Source organism: Paracraurococcus lichenis (assembly GCF_030657435.1).
GTDB lineage: Bacteria > Pseudomonadota > Alphaproteobacteria > Acetobacterales > Acetobacteraceae > Paracraurococcus > Paracraurococcus lichenis.
Genome location: NZ_JAUTWS010000070.1, coordinates 1 through 23,870, shown reverse-complemented (window position 1 = coordinate 23,870; position 23,870 = coordinate 1). Strand labels below are relative to the sequence as shown.

Genomic DNA, 23,870 nt, shown 5'->3' with positions numbered 1-23,870 from the left:
ACATACCCACGTGCCGCCAGGAAATCGAAGATATGCCTCGGCGCCTCCGGATGGGTAATGGGGCTCGATTCGACCAGCAGTGCCGGACGGTCTTCGCGCAGGATGCGTTCCGCCCCCTCGAGTGTTGCCAGTTCGTGGCCCTCGACATCAATCTTGATGAAGCCCACCGGCTCACGGATTGCCTCGTCGAGACGCACGAGCCTGATGCCGATTCGCTCGCTGCCCGGGATTGCTGCAAAGGGGTTGTCCGATTCGATGGTGGCCATCGCGCCGGCCCGCGTCGCACCCAGACTGCGGGGGATGACGATGTCCGCGGTGCCGTCTCGGTTCGACGCCGCGGCTTCGTGGATAATCACCGAGCGTGGCATGCGTGCCCGTAATCCGGCTGCGGTTGCCGGGTTCGGCTCGAAGCAGTGGACCCGACGTGTCAAGGTGGCGAGCTTGCCGGCGTAGCTCCCATAATTGCCGCCAACATCGACAGCGGCACGGCTCGAATCAACAAGAAATGGCAATAGATAGTATTCTCGTTCCTCGTAATCGCGCTTGATGTCCCAAAGCAGACAGCGGGCACGATAGCGCAGATGCATGTACCATGCAGGCTTTTGAAGTGACATTCGCGCTGCCACCAAAACAGGAAGTTTCATTCGACATTCCCCAAGCAGCCAATCGAGCCACTTATTGAGCCGTGACGTTACGGACGATCGTACGTTTTGAATATCGGTTCAATCGCCTGAATGACACGCACACCGACGCTCAGCCACCGGTAGCCGTCGTTGCGGCTGAGTTCGGGCTCTGGCTCGCCAGCATTGGCCACACCTCTCCTGTGGTGAGCCAGTGCCACCGTACCCAACTGTCTCCTCGCAAGGGCATGATTGCGTCAGGCCACGCGCGATAGCGGCGCCGCCTCCCCCTTCAACGCTGTAATCTCGGCGCGCGCGAGGCCGGCGAAGACCCCCTCATCGAAGCGGTAGGTGCCGATGAAGTGGTACATCTTGGCCACTGTACGGTCGCAGCCCGGGTGGAAGCTGGTGTATTGCGGATAAGGCAAGGTGATCCCGCCCGGCGTGTTGGCCACCGCGAAGTTGGAGGCACATTGCTCCGTTCCCCATTCGCGCCAGCGCGCCGGCCCGACCAGCGCCTCCATCTCGCGGTGGAAGGCCTCAATCCGGCGGCGCGGGAAGCCGCCCGGCGCGAAGCCGGCGAGGCCGGAGGAGCCGCGCACGTAGCGCAGTTCGTCGGCATCCGGCATACGGTCGAACAGCCCTTCCGCGAAATCGCCGATATAGTCGGGTGTCATGGTGCGGGCGAAGGCCGCCGCCTCCCGGACCGGGATGATCGTCGCACCGTCGGCCATGGTGAAGGCGGTGCGTGTCTCGACGCAGCGGACCAGCTCGGCGATGTCCGGCCCGGTCGGCATCACATCGGCATCCACCTGCACCACGTACTCGCCTTGCTCGGCCCGATCGAGGATATAGAGGATGCGTTCCAAGGTGCCGCCGCGCTGGCAGGGGCCGACATCGATGTCTTCAAGCACCTGGAACTCGATTCCTGGCAGGTGGCGCGCCAGCATCTCGTACCCACTGCGCGGCGTGTCGCGGTCGACGATCGCGACGATCCGGCCGCCGCCGATCCGGCGGTAGAAGGCCTTCATGCTGACCAGGTACATCAGGATGTCACGCGGCCTGACCATGCTGACGATGGTGCAGCGCTCAGGCCGGACGACCGGCATGGGCGGCGTATCAAGAATACCGCCGGCGACCCGGTCGAACTTCCAGTAGGCCAGCCTGCGCCGGTAGCGGTAGGGGAGCAACATGGGTCCTCCAGCATGCCGGCGGATCAGCCGCGCGGCCGTTCGAGTCGATCGGTGACAAGGCCCCGCACGGGGCCGGATCCGAGGCGGCCGGCAGCAGGTGCGGCGAGGCGGGCCCGCAGCCGTCGCCACCCGGCGGCCGTTGCCGCGGCGATCCGCGCCTCGGCCGACCCGGCCGGGGCGCCGGACAGGCGCCACAGCAGCCCCTGCGTTCCGACATGGACGGCCGCGCCGAGGGCGGCGAGACATGCCAGCCGCCACGCCGCCTCCGCCAGGCTGCCCTCGGCAGCCGCCAGCCCCGGCAGCAGCATCCGCGCCGCCAGCACCGCCGCGGTCATCGTCGCCGCGGCGGCGAGGCTCCGCCAACACCATGCCCGGTATTCGGCGAAGCGCAGCCCAAGCAGCCGCGCCGCCTGCCAGTTCCAGACCAGCAGGTTCAGCAGGCCCGTGGCCAGCAGCGTCGCTGCCACGCCGACCAGTCCGGCCTGCATGGCCGCGAGGATGATGGCCGGCAGGCGGATCGCCACCATGCAGGCAAAGATGGCCGTCAGCCGCGGCTGATGGTCCAGCACCGCGAAGATGCTGCCGGTGAAGTGGGCGAAGCTGTCCGCCAGCGCGTAGAGCGCGCAGAACGCCACCACCGTCGCAGCCCCCGGCCAGGCTTGCCCAAGCCCGATGCGCTCGATCTCCGGCGCGACCAGCGCGATGCCGGTCGAGAGCGGCAGCAGCAGGGCGAGCAGCAGGCCGAACCCGTCGATGAACTGCGCGCGCAGCAGAGCCCGGTCGTGCTGCACACGGGCATAGCCGGCGTAGATCGGCCCGCGCACGGGCGCCGCCAGTTCCGTCACCGGCGTCGCCGCGACCTGGTAGGCGACGTTGAAGGTGCCGACCGCCTGGATCCCGACTGCCCGGCCGAGCACGAGATTGGCCGCCTGCCCATCGGCCACGGTGCACAGGTTCTGCAGGAACATCCACTTCGAGAAGCCGAGCAGTTCCCGCCAATGCGCGAGCGAGAGGCGTGGCCGGTAGGGCGCCAGCCAGTAGCTGTAGGGCAGCAGCAGCACCTTCGCGACCAGGTTGCCGAGCACCAGGCAAAAGTAGCTGTGGGTCGCCCAGGCGAGGCCCAGAGTGACGAGGAAGGACACCAGGCGGGAGGCAAGCTGCTGGCGGAACAGCAGATCGAAGCGCAGGTCCCGCTGCAACCGGATCAGCCCCACGCTGATCAGCCCGTCGAGCGCGATGTTCAGCGCGATCACCTGCAGCAGCGAGCCGATGCGCGCATCGCCCAGCAGCCCCGCCTGCCAGTCCGCACTCGCCGAGAGCAGGCCGGCCAGCAGCAGGCAGCGCAACAGGTTCAGGGTGAAGGCCGTGTCGTAGACCGACCGCTCGACGGCCGGACGCCGCACCAGCACCGTGGCATAGCCCGTCGATGTCAGCGTGTCGGCCATGGTGACGACGGCGCCGGCCAGCGCCACAAGACCGAAATCCTGCGGCACCAGCAGTCGGACCAGCAGCAGCGTGCTGATGACGCTGATGCCGCGGCTCGCCAGCCGGCCGGCCACCATGAAGGCGGCGCCCAGGGCCACCCGACGGGTGAGCTGCCGGACGGTCTCGTCCGACGCATGAGGGGCATCCATAGTGATCAGGCGGGCAGCAGGCTTCGGGTGCTGGGTGAGGTCGGCAGGGCCTCGGCAGCCAGGAAGCCTTCCAGCACCAGCAACTGCCAGATCGCCTGGCTGTGGTCGAAGCGGCCGGAGGCATGCTCCTCCGCGAGCCGCGCCAATGCCGCGACGTCGAACAACCCGCTGTCGCGCATCGCGCCGCCGGTCAGCCGGGCGCGCACCGTCTCCGCCTGGGCGCGGAACTGGTCGCCGATACGGTCGGCGAAGCCGCGCTTCCTGCCCCAAAGCAGCTCGGCCGGCAGCAGCGGCGCCATCGCCTCCCGCAGCACATGCTTGCCCGTGCCGTCCCGCAGCTTGAGGGCAGCGGGAAGCGCCATGCCCCATTCCACCAGCTCATGGTCCAGGATCGGCGGCCGCAGCTCGAGCGAGGCGGCCATGCTGGTGCGGTCCGTCTTCACCAGGATATCACCCGGCAGATAGGTGTGCAGGTCGGCATACTGCGCCTGCAGCAGCCCGTCGCGCTCGTCGCACTCCGCCATCAACCCGACGAAGCGTGTGGAGGGGTCGTGACCGTCGAGCGCGGCGCGCAGCGGCGTGGCAAGCAACGCGCGCCGGCGTGCATCCTCGATCTTGCAGGTGGTGCGGTAGTAGCCGAGCGCGCTGTCGAGGCTGAGCTCGGTCAGCGTCGTCTTGGCGCGCAGCCAGCGCGGCGCGCGGTCGAGCTTCGGGTAGAGCGCGGCCAGGCCGCCGATTACGTGCTGCCGTACCGGCGCGGGAAAGAAGCGGCGCGCCGCCTCGGCCAGCATGTGGAAGCGATAGCGCCGATAGCCGGCGAAGACCTCGTCGCCGCCATCGCCCGAGAGCGCGACGGTGACTTGCCGCCGCGCGAGCTTGCAGACCATCAGCGTCGGCACGGCGGAGTGGTCGCCATAGGGTTCGCCGAAGATCCGCGCCTGGTCGCGCGCCGCGGCGACATAGTCCACCCTCCCGGCCTCAGAATGCGCGGCAAGGCCGAGGCGCGCGGCGAGCGCGGCCGCCGCCGGCCGCTCATCCTCCGGGCCCTCGAAGCCGATGGTGAAGGTCGCCAGCGGTCCGGTGCCGGCCTCGTCCACCGCCCGCGCCGCGCAGGCGACGACCGCGCTGGAATCGACGCCGCCCGAGAGGAAGGCGCCGAGCGGGACGTCGGACATCAGCTGCGCCCGCACCGCATCGTCCAGCCGCCGCCGCAGTTCGGCCGCCGCATCCTCGGGCGCGGCGGCGAACGGCGCGGTGGGCGGCCGCCAGTAGCGGCGCGGCGCGGGCGCCACCGCCTCGCCCGTCTTCAGCAGCAGGAAATGCGCCGCCGGCAGGCGGCGGATGCCGGCATAGATGGTCGCCGGGTCCGGCACGTATCCAAGCGCGAGATAGTCGTCGAGCGCTGCGGGATCGAGCCGCCGCGGCAGCTCCGGCAGGGCGAGCAGCCCGGCCATCTCCGAGGCGAAGGCGAAGCTTCCGTCCGGCAGCAGGGCATAGAGCAGCGGCTTCTCGCCCAGCCGGTCGCGCGCCAGCAGCAACTCGCCCCGCTCGCGGTCCCACAGGCCGAAGGCGAACATGCCCTTCAGCCGGTCGAGCAGGCCGAGGCCCCATTCCCGCCAGCCATGCAGCAGCGTCTCGGTGTCCGACCGCGTGCGGAAGCGATGGCCGGCCGCCTCCAGGTCGCGCTTCAGCGCGGCGTAGTTGTAGATCTCGCCGTTGAAGCAGACGATGACGGCGCCGTCCTCGGTCGCCATGGGTTGGGCGCCGCCGGCGAGATCCACGATCGAGAGGCGGCGATGGCCGAAGCCGAGATGCGGCTCGGCATGGAAACCCTCGCCATCGGGGCCGCGATGGGCGATCGACTCCGCCATCCCGCGCAGCATCCGCATGTCAGGCGCCTGCGGCCGCGTCGGATGGAAAAGCCCTAGGATGCCGCACATCGCGCCATGGTCTCCTCGGCCCGCAGACGAGCCGCTTGATGCATCATTGGCAAGTGCTATGCAACCCTTGCGTGCTTCGCCGCGGTGTGATGGCGACAGATATCGCGACCACGGCACATCCGCCGGAAAGCGGTGGACCAGCGCGATGCAGGTGCCTAGGTCCTCCCGGGATTTGAGACAGGATGCGGACCGCCCGCATGAACCGGCTTCCCGGCCAGGATCGCTCCCCTGCCGCGGCGCGCGCGGCGCTTCCGGACCGGCTGCCCTGGGCCGCGGCGGCGCTGGTCATCGCGCTGATGGCGGCGGGACTCTGGAGCCTCGTCATCGGCCTGCTGCGCGCCATCATCGGATGACGCTGCCGGGCGCGAGGCCCGGCCGTCCGGCGCGCAGCCAGGCCACCACCTCCTCCAGTCCGGCCCGCAGGCCGCGCGCTTCGCCGAGACCGAGCGTCGCGCGCAGCCGCGTGGCATCGCCGAGCGAGTGGCGGATCTCGCCCGCCCGCGGCGGCCGCTGGCGGATCTCTGCCGGCACGCCGCAAACGGCGGCGATGGTCTCGGCCAGTTCGAGCACCGAGGTGGCGCGGCCGGTGCAGACATTCAGCACCGGCGCCTCGGTCGAGGCCCGCGCCATGCCGGCGAGCAGCGCCGCGACCACGTCCGAGACATGCACGAAGTCGCGCGTCTGGCCGCCATCGCCGAAGATGTCGATGCCCTCGCCGCGGCTGAAGCGGTCGCAGAAGATCGAGATCACGCCGGAATAGGGCGAGCGCGGGTCCTGCCGCGGCCCGAAGACGTTGAAGAAGCGGAAGCCCATGCTCGGGATGCCGTGCACCAGGCCGCCGACCAGCGCGTGCTGCTCGCAGCCCAGCTTGTCCGCGCCATAGGCGGACAAGGGGCGCTTCGGCGCATCCTCGGCAATCGGCAGCACCGCCTGCTCGCCATAGACGGCGGCGGAGGAGGCATAGACGACGGGCAGCCTGCGCTGCCGCGCCGCGTCCAGCACCGCGATGGTGCCGGAGAGGTTCGCGCGATGCGTGCCCGACCAGTCCTGCACGCCGCGCTCGACCGAGGCGATGGCGGCGAGATGGAAGATGCCGTCCACGCCCTCGACTGCCGCGCGCACTGCGGCATGGTCGGCGACGTCGCCGCGCACCAGTTCGGCACCGGGGGCGAGGTTGGCCTCCGAGCCGGTCGAGAGGTCGTCGAGTACGCGCACGGCGTCGCCGCGGGCGCGCAGCGCCGCCGCGAGGTGCGAGCCGATGAAGCCGCAGCCACCGGTGACGAGACAGAGGGACATCCTGGCCTCCTGATATGGGCGTGCCGGCGCGGCGTCAGGGCGCGCGCGGCGCGGCCACTGCGACGCAGCGCAACTGGCGGGATGGTTCGCGTGGCATGCCACGCGGCACGATGTTCTGCTCCGGACTTTGCGCGAAGGCATTGAGGGTGGCGCTCGGCGCCCCAGCCCCGGCCAGCCAGATATAGGCCTGCCGTGCCTCCTCGCTGTCCAGTACCTCGGCCGTGACGGCAAGCGAGAGAAGCGCGAGACGCACATACTCGCCCTGGCTCTTCGCCCAGCCCTCGCCATTCGACAGGTCGCGCTCCCGCATCGCGGCGCCGACCTGGGCCCAGGTCGTGTAGATCCGCGCCGGGGCAGGCGGTTGCGAGGGCGGCACCGGCGTGATGGCCACAACATAGGCCGCACCGTCATGGCGGGCGAAGCCCTGCGCCTCGGCCCGGAAGCGGCCGACGATGAAGTTGCCCATCCACGCGAGGAAGGCGCGCGCATCGGCATTGCCCCGCCGCGCCGCCGCGGCGGTGGCGGAGGCGAAGTAGTCCTGCTGCCAGGGCGCGAGCAGGCCGAGGCGGTCGTAGCCGAAGCCGAAACCCATGCGGTAGCCGTGCAACTCGCCCTGCTGCGCGGTCCATTGCGGGATGCGCCCGCGCAGCCAGGCCCAGTTCGCCGCGACCACCGCGCGCAGATAGCCCTGGTGCGGGTCGTCGTCGGGACAGATCCAGGCGGCGCTGTCGAGATCGCGGATGTTCCAGGCGGAAGACCGCACCTGATAGGCATTGACCACGTTCACGCCGCGGATCGGCCCCGTCTCGTCGTAGCTGCGCAGCGCCGGCCAGATGCCGATCACGTTCGCCGAGGCCTGGGCGAGCAGGTTGTCGAGCAGCGCGCGGCGCCCGGTCAGCAGGAAGGGCACGTAGGACAGGCTGGGCTGGTGCGCGCTGTCGGGGCCCCAGCCGCCGGCTTCGTCCGGCCCACCACCGTGCTGCATCAGGCCCCTCGGCGGCTGGCCGCCGCGCGCGTCGGTCCAGAGCTGCGGCCAGCGCCGCTCATCCATCCAGCCGCCCCGGCCATGGGCGCCCCCCGCCGGATCCCAGAAATGCCAGGGGACGGAGCCGCCTGCTTCGGCCTGCCCGATGCAGAAGGCAGCCGCGGTGGCGGCGCCGGTGATGACCCAGGCCGCCTGCCACGACGTCGTCAGGCCGAGGTCCGGGCGGCCGCCGGTCATGCCCATGTACTGCGTGACGCCCCGCGGGCGCAGCGGCCGCTCCCAGTCCGGGTCGGCCATCAACCGTGCCATGCCCTGGAAGAGCGACTCCGCGACGCCCGTCGTCAGGTCGTAGCGTGCGACCGCTGCCGTCTCGGCGAGGTAGGCGGGGTCGTGCCGCACCAGCGGCACCGCGGCCGGCCCGCCCCCGGCGGCGGCGCCCCGCAGCCGGCCCCACCCGGCATACTGCCAGTGCCGCAGCGGACCGCCGGAGGAGAGGACCTCCTGCCCATCCAGCAGCAGGCGGAAGGCATAGGTCGCCGCGCCGCCCCCGGGCCGCATGGCGATATCGTTGCGTAGCCAGGCATCCACCCAGAGCGTGCCGTCGGCATGGGTGGCGAGGTCGGCGACCAGCCGCAGCGAGGTCGCGCCGCCGACCGTGGCCGGCGGCACGGGGAGGACGAGCCGGACCTGCACGGCGAGCGGGCCGGACTGCCACCCCCCCTCCCCGCGTCCGGCGCGCGCCAGTTCGGCCAGGTCCACGCGCCAGGGCTCGCCACCGCCCTCTGGCGTCAGCTCGGCGACCGCGTGTCGCCCGGCCAGGGCGGCGCCGAGATCGAGCGGCGCGACCGCCGGCGCCGCCTGTTGCAGGGACAGCACCACGCCGGTCCGCTGGCCGAGCGACAGCGCCGGCGCGGCGAGCGCGACGACCGCGAAGCGCGCCGAGCCGTCGGAATGGCGCGTCCGCACGTCGCACTGGACCGGCAGCAGGCTGCCGTCCATGCCGCGCGCCGCAAGGCCGGCGTCCCGCGGCAGGTCGCCGGGCCGGAAGGCCTGACCGAAGACGGTCACGGCCCCGGCCGGCGCGCCGGTTCCCTCGAGCACCAGCCCGAGGATGTCGCCCGGCGCCTCGGCGCAGGGCATCGGCGTCGGCATCACCACCCTTGGCCCCGGGGCCGGGCGCACCGCCCGCGGGGCATCCTGCGCCCGGCCTGGAGACCGCGGGGTGCAGCCGGCAAGGACCGAGGCGGCCAGCGCCCGGCCGACCGTGCGACGCCCGCTGCCCTGCCCGCTCATGCTACCGCCCCGGCAAGCACGCGTCGGAACAGCGCGAGCTGCCCCGCCGTCGTCTCCTCCCAGCCATGCCGCTCGGCATGGGCGCGGGTGGCGGCGCGGCCGGGCGGCGCGGCCAGCAGCCGGCGCACGCCTTCGGCGATGGCCGCCGGCGTCGCCTCCTCGAGCACCAGGCCGGCGGCGGGCGCCGAGACCGCCTCCCGCATGCCCCAGGCCGGCGTGGCCACGACAGGCGTGCCGCAGGCCATGGATTCCAGCAGGACATTCGCCCAGCCCTCGCGGGAGGAGGCGAGCACCATGACATCGGCCGCCGCATAGAGCGCCGGCAACCGGGCATGCGGCACCGCGCCCAGCAGCCGCACCCGGTCGGCAAGGCCGAGCCGCTCGGCCAGCGCCTGCAGCGCCGGCCGCTCCGGCCCCTCGCCGGCGATCAGCAAGGTATGGCCCGGCAGGTCGCGCAACGCCTCGATGGTCAGGTGATGGCGCTTCCGCTCGATCAGCAGGCCGACCGAGAGGAGCATCGGCCCGGCGAGGCCAAGCTCCGCCCGCAGCGCCGCGCGGTCCGCCGCCGGGCGGAAGAGCTCGAGGTCCACGCCATTGCGCAGCACCGTCACCTTCGCCTCCGGCGCGCCAAGCGCGACGAGGCCGCGCGCGAGATCGGCGCTGACCGCGACCAGCGCATCGGCGCGGGCGATGGCATCGCGGATCAGCCGGCCGGGGATGGCGTAGTGCGGCAATTGGCTGGTGTCGGAGCCACGGGCGGTGATGACCACCGGCAGTTGGAACTCGCGCCCGAGCCGCACCGCCGCGACGCCGTCGGGATAGAGATAGTGGGCGTCGATGGCGTCGAAGGCCTGACCTGCCGCCAGCAGCCGCCGCAGCGCCCGCCGCGCGACCGCGAGCAATGCGAAGGGGTTGCTGACCATGCCGATCCCCGGCGGGGCCAGGAAGCGCGGATGGTGCACGGTCAGGCCGTGGCGCAGCTCCCGCGCCGGCACCGCGTCGCGCGGCGGGGTACGACCGGGAAACCAGGGGACGGGGGCGAGGACGGTGCTCTCAGCCGCGCCGCCGGCGACTAGGTGCCGCAGGCGGTTCTCGACGAAGACGCCATGATTGGGCTGGGCGGCGTTCGGGTAGAGCGTGCTGAAGGTCAGCAGGCGGAGCGGCCGGTCCACGCCCGCGCCGGCGGACAGGCTCGGCCTCCGGCCGGGGAGCATCCTCGCGCATGTCGAAGGGCGACCAGTGCCGTCCGACGATGCCGGGGAAGGCAATCCAGGCGCAGAGCCAGGCGACCCCGACGAGCATGGCGAGGTAATAGACTCCTTGCATGCGGTCTCTCCTGCGGTGCCGGCGGTCATGGCAGCGCTCCGCGCCCGGCAGTCCCGGGCAGCGTGGCGAAGGCCGGACGGCGCCAGCCGGCCGCGCCGGGCGCCGTCGGCAGCCCCGGCGCACCCTGCCGCACCGCCTGCACCACCAGGGCATGCGCGGCGGCCGCGATGAGCATCAGGGTCCAGTAGACGTCCCAGTAGGACAGGGAGAGGAAGGTGCCGCCGGTCAGGTAGACGACGATCGACACCTGCAGCATGCGGCCGAGATCGCCGGCCCAGGCGAGGTCAGGGCGACCGCGCGCCAGCCGTATCATCCGCCAGGAATACCAGGCGCCGGCCACTGTCAGGCCCAGCCAGACGAAGAAGGCCGGGAAGCCGTGCTCGCCCAGCACCTCGAAATAGATGCTGTGCACCGCGCGGGCCGTGGTGCCCGGAGCGACGCTGTCCACGATGTCCTGCTGGTAGGGACCCCGGAAGCCGGCGCCGATCAGCGGCCGCGCGAGCGCCAGCTTCCAGGACGCCTCCCAGATGCGGACGCGGCCCATGGCGGACCCGTCCGCCTCATAGGTCGAGATCGTGTTCATCCGGTCGTACCAGCTCTGCGGCATGAAGTTGAGGATGCCGACGATGCAGGCCGTGATCAGCACGCCGCCGACCAGCTTGCTCTTGCCGCGCCACCAGAAGATCAGCACGCTTGCGGCAAGCGCAACGAGCGCGCCGCGGGACTGGCTGCCGATGGCCGAGACGACCATCAACCCCATGGCGGCGATCAGCCCGATGCGGACGCTGTGGTGTGCGGAATACTGGCGCAGCCAGTTCGCCAGGGGCACGGCGATCAGGATCGCCACCGCCAGGTGGTTGCGGTCTCCGATCATGCTGTCCGCCGGGCCGATGACGATGAAGCTGCCACCCGTCATCAGGGTGAAGATGCCGCCCTTCACGCCGTAGAACCCGATCGAGATGACGATCAGCCAGACCAGGGCGTGGATGCGCTGCCGCGAGGTGAGCAGGCAGGCGACCAGCAGCGCGCCGAGAGTGGTCTTCATCACCCGGTCCCACATGTTCCAGGTCACCGTTGGCGGCGCGAGGGTGGTGAAGGAGGTGATGGTGAACAGGATCGCCAGCACGATCAGCGGGACGGTCACCGCATTCAGCGCGACGCGCTTCGGCTCGCGCGCGATCAGGCAGCCCAGCAGCGTCGTCAGGAAGATGATCAGCGCATAGGGCTGGTTCATGGCGAAGCCCCACACCTCGCGGTGCGGGTTCATGAAGGAGATCCAGCTCCAGAGCAGCGCGCCGACGAAGGGCAGCGCCGCCGCCATGGGCAGCAGCACCGCGAAGACCGCCAGGAAGACGTAGCTGCGCATGGCGCGCTCAGCGCCCCGCGCGCAGTTCGGCCAGCAGCCGCTCCGCCTGCGCCCGTTCGGGGAAGCTCGTGCCGGCGGCCAGCACGGGCTCCAACAGCCGGATCGCCTCGGCGCGCTCGCCGGCGGTGCGGAGCGCGCCCGCCAGCCGGAAGGCCTTGCCCGGATCGGCCCGGCCCTGCTCCTGCGCCGCCACCGCCTGGCGCAGCAGGACCAGCGCCCGCTGCGGGTCGCCGGTACGCGCGAGGATCCAGCCGAAGGTATCGGCGGTGTCGGAGTTCGGCAGCAGGAAATAGGCCCGCTCCGCGAGGCCGCGGGCGCGCGCCAGATCGGCCTCGCCGCCGCGCACGGCCAGCAGCCAGGCGAGATTGTTCAGCGCGACGGCGTTGTCGGGCGCCCGCTCCACCACCTGCTGCAGGCGCCGCTCGGCTTCGGCGTCGCGGCCGGCCTGCATGTCGAGTTGCGCGCGCAGGTTCAGCGCCTCGGCATCCTCCGGCGCGCGCGCCAGCCAGCTGTCGACCGCGGCAGTCGCCGCCGGCAGGTTGCCGGCCGCCCGCCAGGCCATGGCCTCGCGCAAGGCCAGCGCCGCGCTGTCGGCGCGGGCCCGCATGGCGGCGAAGGCGCGCGCCGCCTCCGCCGGCCGCTGCGCCCCGAGCAGCAATTCGCCGCGCAACTGCAGGGAGGCCGGGCGGGCCGCATCGGTATCGGCCAGCCGGTCGGCAGCGGCGAGCGCGGCGTCGAGCCCGCCGGTCTGCTGCGCCAGGCCGATCGCCAGCGCCTGCATGGCCGGATTGCCCGGATCCTGCCGCAGGCCCTCCTGCACCAGCGTCTCGGCCTCGCGGGCCTTGCCGGCCCGGAGCAGCAGGGCGAGGAGCTGCCGGCGCGCCGGGACGGAAGCAGCATCCTCGGCCAGCGCCAGCCGCGCCGCCGCCTCGGCCTCGGCCCATTGCTCGAGCGCGGCATGCGCCTGGCTGCGGGCGAGCGGCAGGGCGGGACCCTGGCCCGGGCGGCGCAGCGCCTCGGTATTCAGCACCGCCAGCGCCTTCGCCGGTTCCCGCGCCGCGGCGAGCGCGCCGGCAAGCGCCAGGGCGAGGGCCGGCTCGTTCGGGGCGGCGGCCTGCGCCCGCTGCAGCACCACCCGGGCGGCGGCGCCACGCGGCCCGCCGGCGGCGATGGTCGCGGCCAGCCAGCCGAGCGCTTCCGGATGGCCCGGCGCCCGCGCCAGCACCTCGCCGAGCAGCCGCTCGGCCTCCTCCGGCTGCCCTTGCGCGGTGGCGACCCGGGCGAGGCCGAGCCGTGCTCCGACGCTGTCGGGGAAGCTGCGCAGCACCGTCTCGAAGGCCGTGCGCGCGCCCGCCACGTCGAAGCGCGCGAGCTTCAGCAGCCCTTCCAGCGTGCCGGCCGGCTCGCTGCGACGCTGCTCCGGCGACAGCCGGTCCCACTCCGCCTGGGCGGAGGTGACGTCGCCGCGCGAGAGGGCGGCGATCGCCAGCAACTCCCGCGCCGCGGCCTGGCCGGGGGCGATGCGGAGCGCCTCGCCGGCGGCCTGCTGCGTGCCGGCGGCATCGCCGGCGGCCAGCCGCGCGGCCGCCAGCCGGGCCTGGATGGCACTGTCGCCCGGCGCCAGTTGCGCCGCCTGTTGGAAGGCCTGCACCGCCTCGCGCGGCCGGCCGGATGCGCCGTGCAGACGGCCGAGCATGTCGAAGGCCTCGGCATCCGCCCCGCCGCGCTGGACGAGGCGGGTCAGCGTCGCCGCCGCATCCCCGGGGCGGTTGCCCTCGGCCTGCAAGGTCGCCAGCAGCTTGGCGCCGCGCGGATCCTCCGGCCGGCGGGCATTGTAGCGCTGCGCCGCATCCTCGGCCTGGCTGGCCTGGTTCAGCGCCCGCTTCACCGTCGCCAGCAGCAGCAGCCCTTCGGGGATGTTGGGCAGCACCGCGCCGAGGCGCTGCAGCGTCTCGTCCGCCGCGCGGAAGTCCTGCGCGCGGGCCTGCAGCACGGCAAGGGTATAGACGCCCTGCACGCTGCCCGGCTGCACCCTGAGCGCCGCCTCGACGTCCTGCCTCGCCCGGGCATCCTCGCCGGTGCGCAGCAGCATCTCGGCCCGCAGCAGCCGCGCGGCGACATTGCCCGGCGCCGCCGCCACAAGCCGGCCCAGCGTCTCCAGGCCGGCCGGCCGCTCGCCCCGCTCGAACTGGAAGGAGGCCTTGCGCAGCAGCGCCTCCGGCCGCGCCGGATCCACCGCCAGCACGCGGTCGATCGCCGCCTCGGAGGCGGCGCGGTCGCCATCCGCGAGGGCAAGGCCGGCCACCGCCAGATGCGTCTCGACCGCGCCGGGGGCAAGGCGCTGCGCGGCGGCGACCGCCGCGCGGGCCGCGTCGCGCTCGCCGAGCGCGAGATGCGCGAGCGCCCGGCCGACCGCGACCTGGCCGGCGACGGCGGGCTGCGGCGGGTTCTCCGGCAGCGGGAAGTCGCGCAGGATCTCGCGGAAGCGGCCGCGCGCGGCATAGGTGCGGATCAGCAGCGCGGTCGCGGCCGGCGGGTCGTAGCCGCCATCGAGCGCGGCACGCGCCTCGCGCTCGGCGGTGTCGACATCGCCGAGCTCCATGCTCACCTCAGCGAGGCCGGCGCGCACCGCGCCGTTCTGCGGTTCGGCCCGCACCGCGTTGCGGTACTCGATCTGGGCGGCGCGCAGGTCGCCGCGCGCCTCGGCGGCGCGGGCGCGCTGCAGCGGCTGGGCGAGCGCCTCCCCGGCGCCGAGCCCGAGGGCGAGGGTCGCGGCGAGCAGCAGGCGGGTGGGGTTGGGCGGCGTGGCCATGGGGCGGCTCCGCTAGACGGTGTCGGAATCGGCGGGGGCCATGGCGCCGTCGGACCGCTGGCGGGCCGCCGCGAAACCATGACTCTCGAGCAGGCTGTAGAGGGTGGGGCGACTGATGCCCAGCAGGCGGGCGGCGGCCGAGAGGCTGCCGCCGCTGCGCGCGAGCGCGCGCTCGATCGCCTCCCGCTCCGCCCGCGTCCGGGCGGCGCGCAGGTCGAGATCGCCGGCGCCCTCCTGCGGCGCCGCGGCCGGCGCGATCTCCAGGTCCTCGACGCCGACCAGCGGCCCTTCCGCCATCAGGACGGCGCGGCGGACGCGGTTCTCGAGCTCGCGCACATTGCCCGGCCAGCGATGCGCCGCGATCGCCTCGGCCGCCGCGGCGTCGAAGCCGCGCAACCGGCGGCCATGCTCGCGCGCGAAGCGGGCGAGGAAGTAGCGCGCCAGCAGCAGGACGTCGCCGCGGCGCTCGCGCAGCGGCGGGATGCGCAGCGTCATGGCGTTCAGCCGGTAGAGCAGGTCGCCGCGGAACTTCCCCGTCTCCGCCTGCTCCTCGAGCGGCTGATTGGTCGCCGAGACGACGCGCACATCGACCTTGATCGGGCTGCGGCCGCCGACCCGCTCCACCACCTGGTCCTGCAGGAAACGCAGCAGCTTGGCCTGCAGCGTGATCGGCATCTCGCCGATCTCGTCGAGGAAGAGCGTGCCGCCGCTGGCCAGCTCGATCTTGCCCTGGACCTGCCGGACCGCGCCGGTGAAGGCGCCCTTCTCGTGGCCGAAGAGCTCGCTCTCGAGCAGCGTCTCCGGGATCGCGGCGCAGTTCAGCGCGACGAAGGGCTTGCCCGCCCGCGGGCCGAGCTCATGCAGCGCGCGGGCGAGCGCCTCCTTGCCGGTGCCGCTCTCGCCGAGCAGCAGGACGGGCACGGCGACGCCGGCCAGCCGCTCCACCGTGCGGCAGACCTTCAGCATGCCCTCGTCGGCGGTGATGAGGCCCTGGATCGGCGAGCTGCGCGGCGCGGCGGCGAGGCGCTGGTTCTCCTCCTCCAGCTCGCGCAGGCGCAGCGCCCGCTCGATCACCGTGCGCAGCACCGCGACATCGACCGGCTTCTCGCAGAAGTCATAGGCGCCGAGGGCGACGGCGCGCAGCGCATTCTCCCGCTGGCCCTGGCCGCTGGCGATCACCACCGGCAGGCCGGGCGAGAGGGTGCGCAGCGCCTCGAGCGTGGCGAAGCCCTCGCTCACCCCCTCCGCATCGGGCGGCAGGCCGAGATCGAGCAGGACGGCATCCGGCTGCTCGCGCCTCGCCGCCGCCTCGGCCGCGCGGCGGTCATTGGCGATCAGCACGCGGCAGGACGGGAAGGCCCAGCGGTACTGGGCGCAGAGGCCGGGATCGTCCTCGACCACCAGCAGCTTCGGCTTGCTCATGCCGCCCTCCGCCCGGGCGCGGGCAGCAGCAGCCGCATGGTGGTGCCGGCGCCGGGCCGGCTGACCACCGCGAGGTCGCCGCCCGCCTCGCGCAGCAGCTCGCGCGCCTGCCAGGCGCCGATGCCGCTGCCCCAACGCTTCGAGGTGCTGAGCGGGCGGAACAGCTCGTCGCGGATGAACTCGGGCGTCATGCCGGGGCCGCGGTCGCTGATCTCGACCACGACCTGCCGCCCTTCGGCCAGCACGCGCACCCGCACCGGCTCCCCGCGTGGGGAGGCCTCGGCGGCATTGTTCATCAGGTGTCCCACAGCCGTATCGAAGCGCGCCGGCGCGATCGCCGCCAGCGGACCGGTGCCTCCACCTTCCACCTGCACCGGATAGGGCTTGCCGGCGGCGAGGCCGCGCAGCCGCTCGAGCGGGTCGATCATGTCCTCGCGTCCCGCCACCGCCGGCACGTCGCCGGGCTGGCCGAGCCGGTGGATGAGCGCGTCGATCCGCGCCGCCGCGGCGCGGACGGTCAGCAGCATGTCGTGCTGGAATTCGGGGTCGGCCAGGTTGTCCTCGGCATTGGCGAGCAGCAGCGAGAGCTGGCTGGAGACGGTCTTCACGTCATGCGCGACGAAGGCGAAGCGCTTGGCGTAGTCCTGCAGCCGCCTCTCATCGACCAGCCGCTCCGCGGCACGACGCTCGGCCAGGAACATTGCCACCTCGTGACCCAGGACGCGCAGCAGCGCCCTGACCTCCCGGTCCAGCTTGAAGGGCGCGCGCGGCGGGGCCAGCAGCACGATGCCCGAGAGCCCGTCGCGGCCATGCGGCAGCGGCACGGCGAGCCAGAGCGGGCCATAGGCCCGGCGCAGCGGCTGCAGCGCCGGGGCGACGGGATCCAGTTCCAGCACCGCCTCGCCGGTGCCGAGCAGGGCGAGGAAGGGGTCGTCGGCCGGCAGGTCGAGATGCGCGGCGCGGAGGTTCCAGGAGCCGGCCCAGCGCAGCCCGGCCTCCCCCGCATCGCGCCGCAGCAGCAGCCCGGCCGGGCTGTCCACCGCATCGGCGATGGCGCGGATCGCCCGCCGCTCGGCCGAGAGGCGGTCGCTGCGGGCGCGGTCGTCGCCGGCCGAGAGCGCCTCGACGCAGCGCAGCCATTCGCGGCGGTAGTCGTAGCGGGCGGTGAAGAAGTGATCGACCACCAGGGCGCGCAGGCGGGACCGCAGGCTGCGCGAATCGGCCGCCGCCAGCAGCCCGATCAGCGCGGCGGCCAGCAGGCTGGCTTGGGCGGTCGCGCCCCATTCGACATCGAGGCGCCGCAGCGCCTCGCCCAGCGCGCCGATCGCCAGCAGGAAGGCGCCGGCGACCACCAGCGTCGCGCCGTGGAAGACCACCTGGCGGGAGACCGGCGGGTCGTGCTGCCAGCGCCCATCGCGCACCGCGGCGATCGCCAGCAGGGGCATGACGAGGGCGGTGAGCGCAGCCCGGCTGTCCAACAGCACCATCGAGACGCCACGGCTCAGCGCGGCATCGGCATAGAGCAGCACGTCATAGGCCGAGAGGCCGCCGAGCGCGATGGCCGGCAGCCCGACATGCCAGCGCTCGGCCTCATCAGCCGTGCGGAACAGGTTCTCCGCGGTCAGCACCACGAGCACCGGCAGGCTGAGGCGGGCGAGCAGCAGGACGGGACCGAGATCCTCGGCGAGCGGCCCGGCGGCCGGCCGCAGCAGGGCCAGGGCGGCGATGCCGGCGGCGAGCAGCGCGGCGGCGAGGGCGGCGCCGGCCAGGCGACGGGTGCGGGCGCCGGCGATGCGGTGGAAGAGGAAGAGAAGAACGCCGAGCCAGACCAGCCAGCGCAGGATCTCGAGCCCGCCGGCGGGGCCGAGCAGCGCCGCCGCCGGGGCGAGGGCGACGGCCGCGGCCCAGAGCGCGGCGATGCCGCAGGCGGCGGCCAGCAGCCGGGCCGCCCGGCCGCGCCCGGTGGCCAGGACCAGCACGGTCCAGGCCAGGCAGACGACGGCCGCGCCGGCATGCAGCGTGACCGAGGCGGCGGTCACGTCACCGTCGGCGGGAGATGGCGGAAGCATGGCCGGAGCCCGGCCGGGGCCTCACCGCGAGCCCTCCTGGAACAGCACGACACGCACCGTGGCGACCAGGATGAGCAGGTCGAGGAAGAGGCTCCGGCGGCGCACGTAGTAGAGGTCGTAGGCGAGCTTCATCCGGGCATCCTCGACCGAGGCGCCATAGGGGAAGTTGACCTGTGCCCAGCCGGTGATGCCCGGCTTCACCACCGCCCGGTCGCCGTAGTGCGGGATCAGGCCGGCGAGCTTCTCGACGAAGGCCGGGCGTTCGGGGCGGGGGCCGACGAAGGCCATGTCGCCACGCAGCACGTTCAGCACCTGCGGGATCTCGTCGATGCGGGTCAGGCGGATGAAGCGGCCGACCCGGGTGACCCGCGTGTCGCGCTTGCTGGCCCAGACCGGCGCGCCGGCCTTCTCGGCATCGGCGACCATGCTGCGGAACTTGAACAGCATGAAGACCCGGCCGCCGCGGCCCACCCTCTCCTGCCGGTAGAAGACCGGGCCGGGGCTGTCGAGTTTGATGGCCAGTGCGGTCAGCAGCAGCAGCGGCAGGGTGGCGAGGACGAGCGTGGCGCCGAGCAGGATGTCGAGGCCGCGCCGGGCAGCGGCCTCCGGCCGGCCCTCCCGCAGGGCGTTGGAGCGGGCGAGCCAGCCTTCCCGCAGCCGCTCGACATCCACCCGGGCGAGCTGGTGCTCGATGAAGGTGGTCTCCTCCAGCAGGCGGATGCCGGCCTCCGTGCATGGCTGGCGGAGCGCCGCCGGCAAAGCGGCGCCGTCCGGCAGGATGACGCCCCAGATCCGCTCCGCCCGCAGCCTGGCGGGGTCGAGCGCCCCCTCGAGCCGGGCGTCGGCATCGAGCTTCAGCGCGACCACGAAGCTGCCCTGGCGGGCTATGGCGGCATTCAGCCGCACGAAGTCGGGCGCGGTGCCCTCGGGCATGCGCAGCACGGCAAGGCGCCGGCGCAGCATCCCGCGGCGGCGCGCGGCGGTGAAGCCGAGCCGGGTGGTGACCAGGGCGCCGACGAAGGCGACCGGCACCGCGCTGAGATGGCCGCGCAGCGCCTCGCCCGGGCCGAGCAGGGCGAAGACCGGCAGCAGCACCAGCAGCAGCAGGCAGCCGACCGCGAGGCCGGCGAGCAACTGGCGGAGGCGGCCGAAGGCCTCCGGCCGGTAGAGGCCGGTGGCGCCGCCGATGAGCCCGGCGGCGCCGGCGGTGCCGACCGCCAGCGCGCCGCCCTGCTCGACCGGCACGCCGCCCTGCCAGGCCAGCAGGGCGGAGACGGCGAGGAAGCAGATGAGTGCGTCGGCGACATAAAGCAGAAGCAGGTCCGAGCGGACGCTGTGTCCGAACAGGCTGGTCATATCTCGTCCCTCAACCGCGTGTTGAAATTTGCGTGAGAGCGCTCCGGGCGCTGTCGCGTTTACCCAGGGTTAAGTTTCGCCCTTTTATACCGAAGGTTGAATTACATTCAACTGTGCGGAAAACGGGAGTTCCGTTGGGATTCGGAACTTTCGCGCCATAACTCAAAATTTTTTGACCAGATCGGTGCGGGACGGGCCGACCCGCGCCCGGTCATGTCACCGTCTGCGGCAAGGAACCTGGCAGCCCGGCTCCGATCAGGTCGGGACCCGTCGGCATGGGCGCCGGGCTTTGCGGGGCCTGGGCCGGCAAAGCCGCGCGACTGGGGACATTGCGCACCACGCGGCCCTGGGTGAGCGCCGATCTATGCCCGCCCGGTCCGGCCGATACCTCCGGCCGCCGCGGTCCGGCCGGTGCCTGCGCCCTGCCGCACCGGGGTCGCGGCAGCGCCGGCGTATGGTCGCGCCGGATACGGCGCCCGCGATGGAAGGAGCGCGCTTGCCGGGCGATCCGCGCCCGAAGCCTTGCTGCGCGCCACGGCGCCGAGGCCGGCCAGGCCAAGGCCGAAGACGGCCAGGCTCATCGGCTCCGGTATGGATGAGGGGGTCATGACATAGGTGCCGGAGATCGCGGCGCCGGTGCCACTGGTCTCGGTGAAGGTGAAGGTCAGGTTCGCCGGGCCGATGGTGGAGGCGCCGAGCGGGTTGGCCAGGGTGAAGGTGCCGAGAACGTAACCGCTGACGACGCTGCCGTTTGACCCGGGATTCGACTGCTCCGTCTGGATGATGCCGGTGAAGGTGCCGAAATGCGTGACGATCGATACCAGCGCGCCGACGCTGTTGATACTGGGCGTGATCACGAGATTGGCGGCCAGATTCGGCCCGGACCAGCCGAGGGTCCGGTTGACGAGGCTGATCGCGGCATTGAGCGAGGTGCCCGCGTTGCCGGAGACGCCGACGGTCCCGTTGAGTTCGATGTCCAGGATCCCGTTGAGCGGGGCGGCCTGGACGCCCCCAACGGCGATGCTGCTGGCCAGCGCAGCGGCGGCGATCCTGCAGGTCTGCATGACGTACCCCTGTTGCCCGGCTCCGGTGACCCTGCGCCCGAGAGGCTGGGGCCGAGCACGCTTGAGCAGCAGGTAGAAGCAAACTCTATGCCATCGGCGCAAACCCCTGATTGCTCTCGGACAGTCACAACCGATGCCGGCAGCAACCAACGCGGTTGTAAAGGACTCCGACAGCTCTCCGGGGTCGGGTCGGCGCGGCAGCCTGGGGCTGCCGCGCCGCTGTCCTTGGTTCAGGCCTTGCGGCGGGCGGCGACGCCGAGGCCGGCGAGGCCCATGCCGAACAGCGCCAGGCTCATCGGCTCCGGCACGCCGCTCGGCGGGGAGGGCGGGGAGGCCAGCGTGTAGGAGCCGGAGATCGAACCGCTCGGGCCACCGGTCTGGGTGAAGGAGAAGGTCAGGCTCGCCGGGCCTGTGCCGTAGCTGCTCAGCGCGCCGTCCGGGGTGAAGGTACCGAGGATGTAGCCGACCAGGGTGCGGTTGTTCACCGGACCGCTGGCGGTCTCGGACTGGACGGTGCCGGAGAAGGTGCCGAAGGTGGCGCTGAAAGTGACCGTCGAGCCGACGCTGCCGATCGCGCTCGTCGAGAAGGCGGTTCCGGCCGTAACCGCGGGGGCGAACTCGCCGGTGACGCTGCTGACGATGCTGGTGACGCTGCTGAAGCTGGTGCCGGTGCCGATTGAACCGATCGGGGTGCCGCTGATGCCGATGAGGGCGACGGCCATGGTGCCGTCGATCAACGGCAACGGCGCGGCCTGGGAGGCGCCGGCGCCGATGGTGGTGGCCAGCGCGGCGGCCGCCACGATCTTGCTGATATGCATAAGAAGTCCTTTCTGCCTGACCCAGCGGTCCTGGGCCTGGGCGAGCGGGAGCAAGCCTTGTGCCAGAAACACATACTCTTGATGGACCTTAGGAATTCCTCGCCGACGTTCGGGGTGATGGCTGCCGCTGTAAAGAATGCCGACAAGCACCCGCCGGCCTGGGCGGGACGGATGCCCGCGATGCCGCGGTCCGGGCCGGCCCCGATCCCGCGCGCCGGACGGCAGGTGCCGGTCGCAACCCTGGCAATCCTGCCGGCGGACGGCACGGCGGTGGCCAAGGGGAGGTTTGCTGCCGGCAGGTATGGGCCAGTTGCGGAACGTCCCGGCGCGGAATGGGTCTGGTGTTTTCCCTCGGACCCGATACGAGCGAGGGCGCCGCGCCCCACCTGCGGGCCCGCCTCACCATGCGGCGACCGGTCCAGCCCTGGAAAACCCCGCCACGATGCCTGTCGATATCGAGATGGAACAGGTCCATTGCTTCGACCGGCTCAGCGAGACCTGGCGCGCGCTGGAGGTCGACACCGAGGCCTCCTTCTTCCAGTCCTGGACCTGGGTCGGCTGCCTGGCCACGGAGCGCTACCCCGATCCGATCCTGCTGCGCGCCCGGCGCGGCGGCCGGCTGGTCGGCCTCGCGCTGTTCAACCGCCGCCGCGGCCGCCTGCATCTGGCCGAGAGCGGCGATCCGGAGCGCGACCGGCCCTTCACCGAGCATAACGGCCCGCTCGCCACCGATCCGGAGGCCGCCGCCGCCCTGCTGCGCGCCGCTTGGCGCCCGGACGGGGCGCGGCGCCTGGTGCTGGGTGGCGTGCCGCCGGACCTGCCGGCCCTGGCGGGGGGCATCGCGCTGCGGCAGCAGGTGCGGGAGGCTCCCTTCCTCGACCTTGAGGCCCTGCGCGTCGCCGGCGGCGACTACTTGGCGCGGCTGAGCGCCAATACCCGCTACCAGATCCGCCGCTCCAACCGGCTCTATGCCGCGGGCGGCGCCCTGGCCCTAGCGGCGGCGGAGGATGCGGCGACACTGGAGGCTTGGTTCGGGGAGCTGACGGCGCTGCATGAGGCGAGCTGGGCCCGGCGCGGCCAGCCCGGCGCCTTCGCCACACCCTGGCTGCGCCGCTTCCATCGGAGCCTGATGGCGCGTGCCCTGGCGGAGGGCGTGCTCGACCTGCTGCGGATCACCGGCGGTGCCGGGACCGTCGGGATCCTTTACAACTTCCGCCACCGCGGGCGGGTCCTGGCCTATCAGAGCGGCCTGGCCGACCCGGCCGGCGAGGCGCATGCCCGGCCCGGCCTGACCTGCCATGCCCTGGCCATCGACCATGCCCTGGCGCGCGGCGACCGGGTCTATGACTTCCTGGCGGGCGGACAGCGCTACAAGCGGAGCCTCGCCGATCGCCAGGTCAGCCTTGTCTGGGCCGAACTGGCCCGGGCCGGGTCCGCCGCCGGTCTGCTGGGGCGGCTTCACGGCCTGTGGCGGCGGCGGCGACGCGACCTGGCCCGAACCGCTTGACCGGCGGCCCGGGGATGAACCGTTTCCGGTGGACTTGGCTGGAACCCGGGCATGGTCGCGGCATGGCCTCTGGGGCCCGCAGGTCGCGCTGCGGTTACCGGCTTTGCTAAGGCATCGGGAGAATTGGCGGCCTTGCCGGAGCGTGGCGTCTCTCGACCAGGCAGCGCCGCGTTGGCGGGTTAGGCGCCGGATGCCGCGGCCCGCGGGATGCGGTGCGATCGGGAGATGACATGGGACAAGGCGGGCCTCCTGCGGATCCCTGAGTCTATTTTGTTGCAAAGCCGCATTGTTGACAAATTTTACGGCAGACGATCATATTCCTTAAACGGCACACTCAACCCGTTGTATTTCCACGGTATCAAAAGCTGGCGCGAATTTTGCTGTCAACACTTTCCCGTGAGCAACTCCCTAATCTCTCCGGGCTCGTCCCCGGCAGATCGTCATGCCGGACGAGCCCGTGTGAACCCGCCGGCACGAGCCACGATTGAGCCGGTGATGGCTGCGACCGCGGCCCGGGACGCCGTTTCGCGTCCGGCCCAGCCGGTTGCCGCCGATGCGCCGGCCCAGGGGCGGGCGCGCGCCGACACCAAGCGCGCCCCGACCGATGCCGATTCCGCCGTCGGCCAGCGCATCCGCGGCCACCGCCTCGCCGCGGGCATGCCGCTCAGCGAGCTCAGTGCCCGCATCGGTGTGTCCAACCCACAGATGCACCGCTACGAATGCGGCCTGACGCGCGTCGCCGCCAGCCGCCTCATCGCCATCGCCGCCGCGCTCGGCGTCTCGGTCGAGATGCTGACCAGCAGCGTGCCGGAGACCGGCCATGCCGAAGAGGCCGAGGTGGACCTGCTGCTCAGGGCCTTCAGCGCCATTGGCCAGCCCGAGCGGCGCAATGCGCTCATCGCCCTCGCCCGCTCCATGGCCGCGGCCGAGACGGGCAGCCCGGGCTGAGCCGGGCCGGGCCGGTCAGCCCGGGCCCCTGCCGCCCTGACCGGGCGATCCGAGGGCTACAGGCGGCGGGGGCGAGCAACAGGGCGGCGGCGCGCCAGCCCTGCCATCGATTCGGTGCCCCTCCGCCTCAAACCCGGCGTCAGGGGCGGCCGATGCTCTCGTAGCGGAAGCCGGCGGCGCGCATGGCCTCCGGGTCGTAGACATTGCGGAAATCGAGCAGG

Annotated in this window: 17 protein-coding genes; 3 read left to right on the top strand and 14 right to left on the bottom strand. The window is 72.7% G+C overall.

The window, feature by feature from the left end; genetic code table 11:
* From Q7A36_RS32550 to asnB, 4 genes are all read right to left on the bottom strand, one after another.
* The coding region (locus tag Q7A36_RS32550) for an FkbM family methyltransferase (RefSeq protein WP_305107964.1) at positions 1 to 587 on the bottom strand (587 nt) is incomplete at its 3' end.
* 290 nt (positions 588 to 877) lie between these two features.
* Positions 878 to 1,813, bottom strand: a complete 936-nt coding sequence (locus Q7A36_RS32545) for a hypothetical protein (protein ID WP_305107963.1) — start codon at positions 1,811 to 1,813, stop codon at positions 878 to 880.
* 23 nt (positions 1,814 to 1,836) lie between these two features.
* Positions 1,837 to 3,396, bottom strand: a complete 1,560-nt coding sequence (locus tag Q7A36_RS32540; RefSeq protein WP_305107962.1) for an oligosaccharide flippase family protein — start codon at positions 3,394 to 3,396, stop codon at positions 1,837 to 1,839.
* 56 nt (positions 3,397 to 3,452) lie between these two features.
* Positions 3,453 to 5,387: an asparagine synthase (glutamine-hydrolyzing) gene (gene asnB, locus Q7A36_RS32535; protein WP_305107961.1), complete on the bottom strand. Its 1,935-nt coding sequence runs from the start codon at positions 5,385 to 5,387 to the stop codon at positions 3,453 to 3,455.
* Between the two features lie 197 nt (positions 5,388 to 5,584).
* Between asnB and Q7A36_RS32530 the strand changes: the two genes are divergently transcribed.
* Positions 5,585 to 5,740 carry a hypothetical protein gene (locus Q7A36_RS32530; protein ID WP_305107960.1) on the top strand — a complete coding sequence of 52 codons (156 nt, stop codon included), beginning with the start codon at positions 5,585 to 5,587 and terminating at the stop codon, positions 5,738 to 5,740.
* On the opposite strand, the gene Q7A36_RS32525 is transcribed toward Q7A36_RS32530, so the two are convergent.
* The 10 genes from Q7A36_RS32525 to Q7A36_RS32480 all read right to left on the bottom strand — a co-directional run bounded on the left by Q7A36_RS32525 (position 5,730) and on the right by Q7A36_RS32480 (position 21,344).
* A complete protein-coding gene (locus Q7A36_RS32525; protein WP_305107959.1) occupies positions 5,730 to 6,683 on the bottom strand; it encodes an NAD-dependent epimerase/dehydratase family protein in 954 nt (317 codons plus the stop codon). The two genes, Q7A36_RS32530 and Q7A36_RS32525, sit on opposite strands and share 11 nt — an antisense overlap.
* Before the next feature lie 34 nt (positions 6,684 to 6,717).
* Positions 6,718 to 8,850 carry a hypothetical protein gene (locus Q7A36_RS32520; protein WP_305107958.1) on the bottom strand — a complete coding sequence of 711 codons (2,133 nt, stop codon included), beginning with the start codon at positions 8,848 to 8,850 and terminating at the stop codon, positions 6,718 to 6,720.
* Positions 8,851 to 8,957: 107 nt separating this feature from the next.
* Positions 8,958 to 10,133, bottom strand: a complete 1,176-nt coding sequence (locus Q7A36_RS32515) for a glycosyltransferase family 4 protein (RefSeq protein ID WP_305107957.1) — start codon at positions 10,131 to 10,133, stop codon at positions 8,958 to 8,960.
* A 179-nt stretch (positions 10,134 to 10,312) separates the two neighbouring features.
* Positions 10,313 to 11,653, bottom strand: a complete 1,341-nt coding sequence (locus Q7A36_RS32510) for a putative O-glycosylation ligase, exosortase A system-associated (RefSeq protein ID WP_305107956.1) — start codon at positions 11,651 to 11,653, stop codon at positions 10,313 to 10,315.
* 7 nt (positions 11,654 to 11,660) lie between these two features.
* Positions 11,661 to 14,465, bottom strand: coding sequence for an XrtA/PEP-CTERM system TPR-repeat protein PrsT (gene prsT, locus Q7A36_RS32505; protein WP_305107955.1), 2,805 nt, complete (start codon positions 14,463 to 14,465; stop codon positions 11,661 to 11,663).
* A gap of 12 nt (positions 14,466 to 14,477) precedes the next feature.
* Positions 14,478 to 15,887 (bottom strand): PEP-CTERM-box response regulator transcription factor, encoded by a 1,410-nt coding sequence (gene prsR / locus Q7A36_RS32500; protein ID WP_305107954.1) that lies wholly within the window; start codon positions 15,885 to 15,887, stop codon positions 14,478 to 14,480.
* The gene (gene prsK / locus Q7A36_RS32495) at positions 15,884 to 17,926 is read right to left on the bottom strand and encodes an XrtA/PEP-CTERM system histidine kinase PrsK (RefSeq protein WP_305107953.1); all 2,043 of its coding nucleotides are present in this window, start codon (positions 17,924 to 17,926) and stop codon (positions 15,884 to 15,886) included. Before prsK ends, prsR begins: the two co-directional genes overlap by 4 nt.
* Positions 17,927 to 17,977: 51 nt before the next feature.
* Positions 17,978 to 19,312 (bottom strand): exopolysaccharide biosynthesis polyprenyl glycosylphosphotransferase, encoded by a 1,335-nt coding sequence (locus tag Q7A36_RS32490; RefSeq protein ID WP_305107952.1) that lies wholly within the window; start codon positions 19,310 to 19,312, stop codon positions 17,978 to 17,980.
* 362 nt (positions 19,313 to 19,674) lie between these two features.
* Positions 19,675 to 20,376, bottom strand: coding sequence for a PEP-CTERM sorting domain-containing protein (locus Q7A36_RS32485; RefSeq protein WP_305107951.1), 702 nt, complete (start codon positions 20,374 to 20,376; stop codon positions 19,675 to 19,677).
* 230 nt (positions 20,377 to 20,606) lie between these two features.
* Entirely contained in the window at positions 20,607 to 21,344 is a 738-nt protein-coding gene (locus tag Q7A36_RS32480; protein WP_305107950.1) for a PEP-CTERM sorting domain-containing protein, read from the bottom strand.
* Positions 21,345 to 21,636: 292 nt separating this feature from the next.
* Here Q7A36_RS32480 and Q7A36_RS32475 point away from each other — a divergent pair, with 292 nt between their 5' ends.
* Entirely contained in the window at positions 21,637 to 22,701 is a 1,065-nt protein-coding gene (locus Q7A36_RS32475) for a GNAT family N-acetyltransferase (RefSeq protein WP_305107949.1), read from the top strand.
* A gap of 495 nt (positions 22,702 to 23,196) precedes the next feature.
* A complete protein-coding gene (locus tag Q7A36_RS32470) occupies positions 23,197 to 23,649 on the top strand; it encodes a helix-turn-helix domain-containing protein (protein WP_305107948.1) in 453 nt (150 codons plus the stop codon).
* Positions 23,650 to 23,870: the final 221 nt, after the last annotated feature.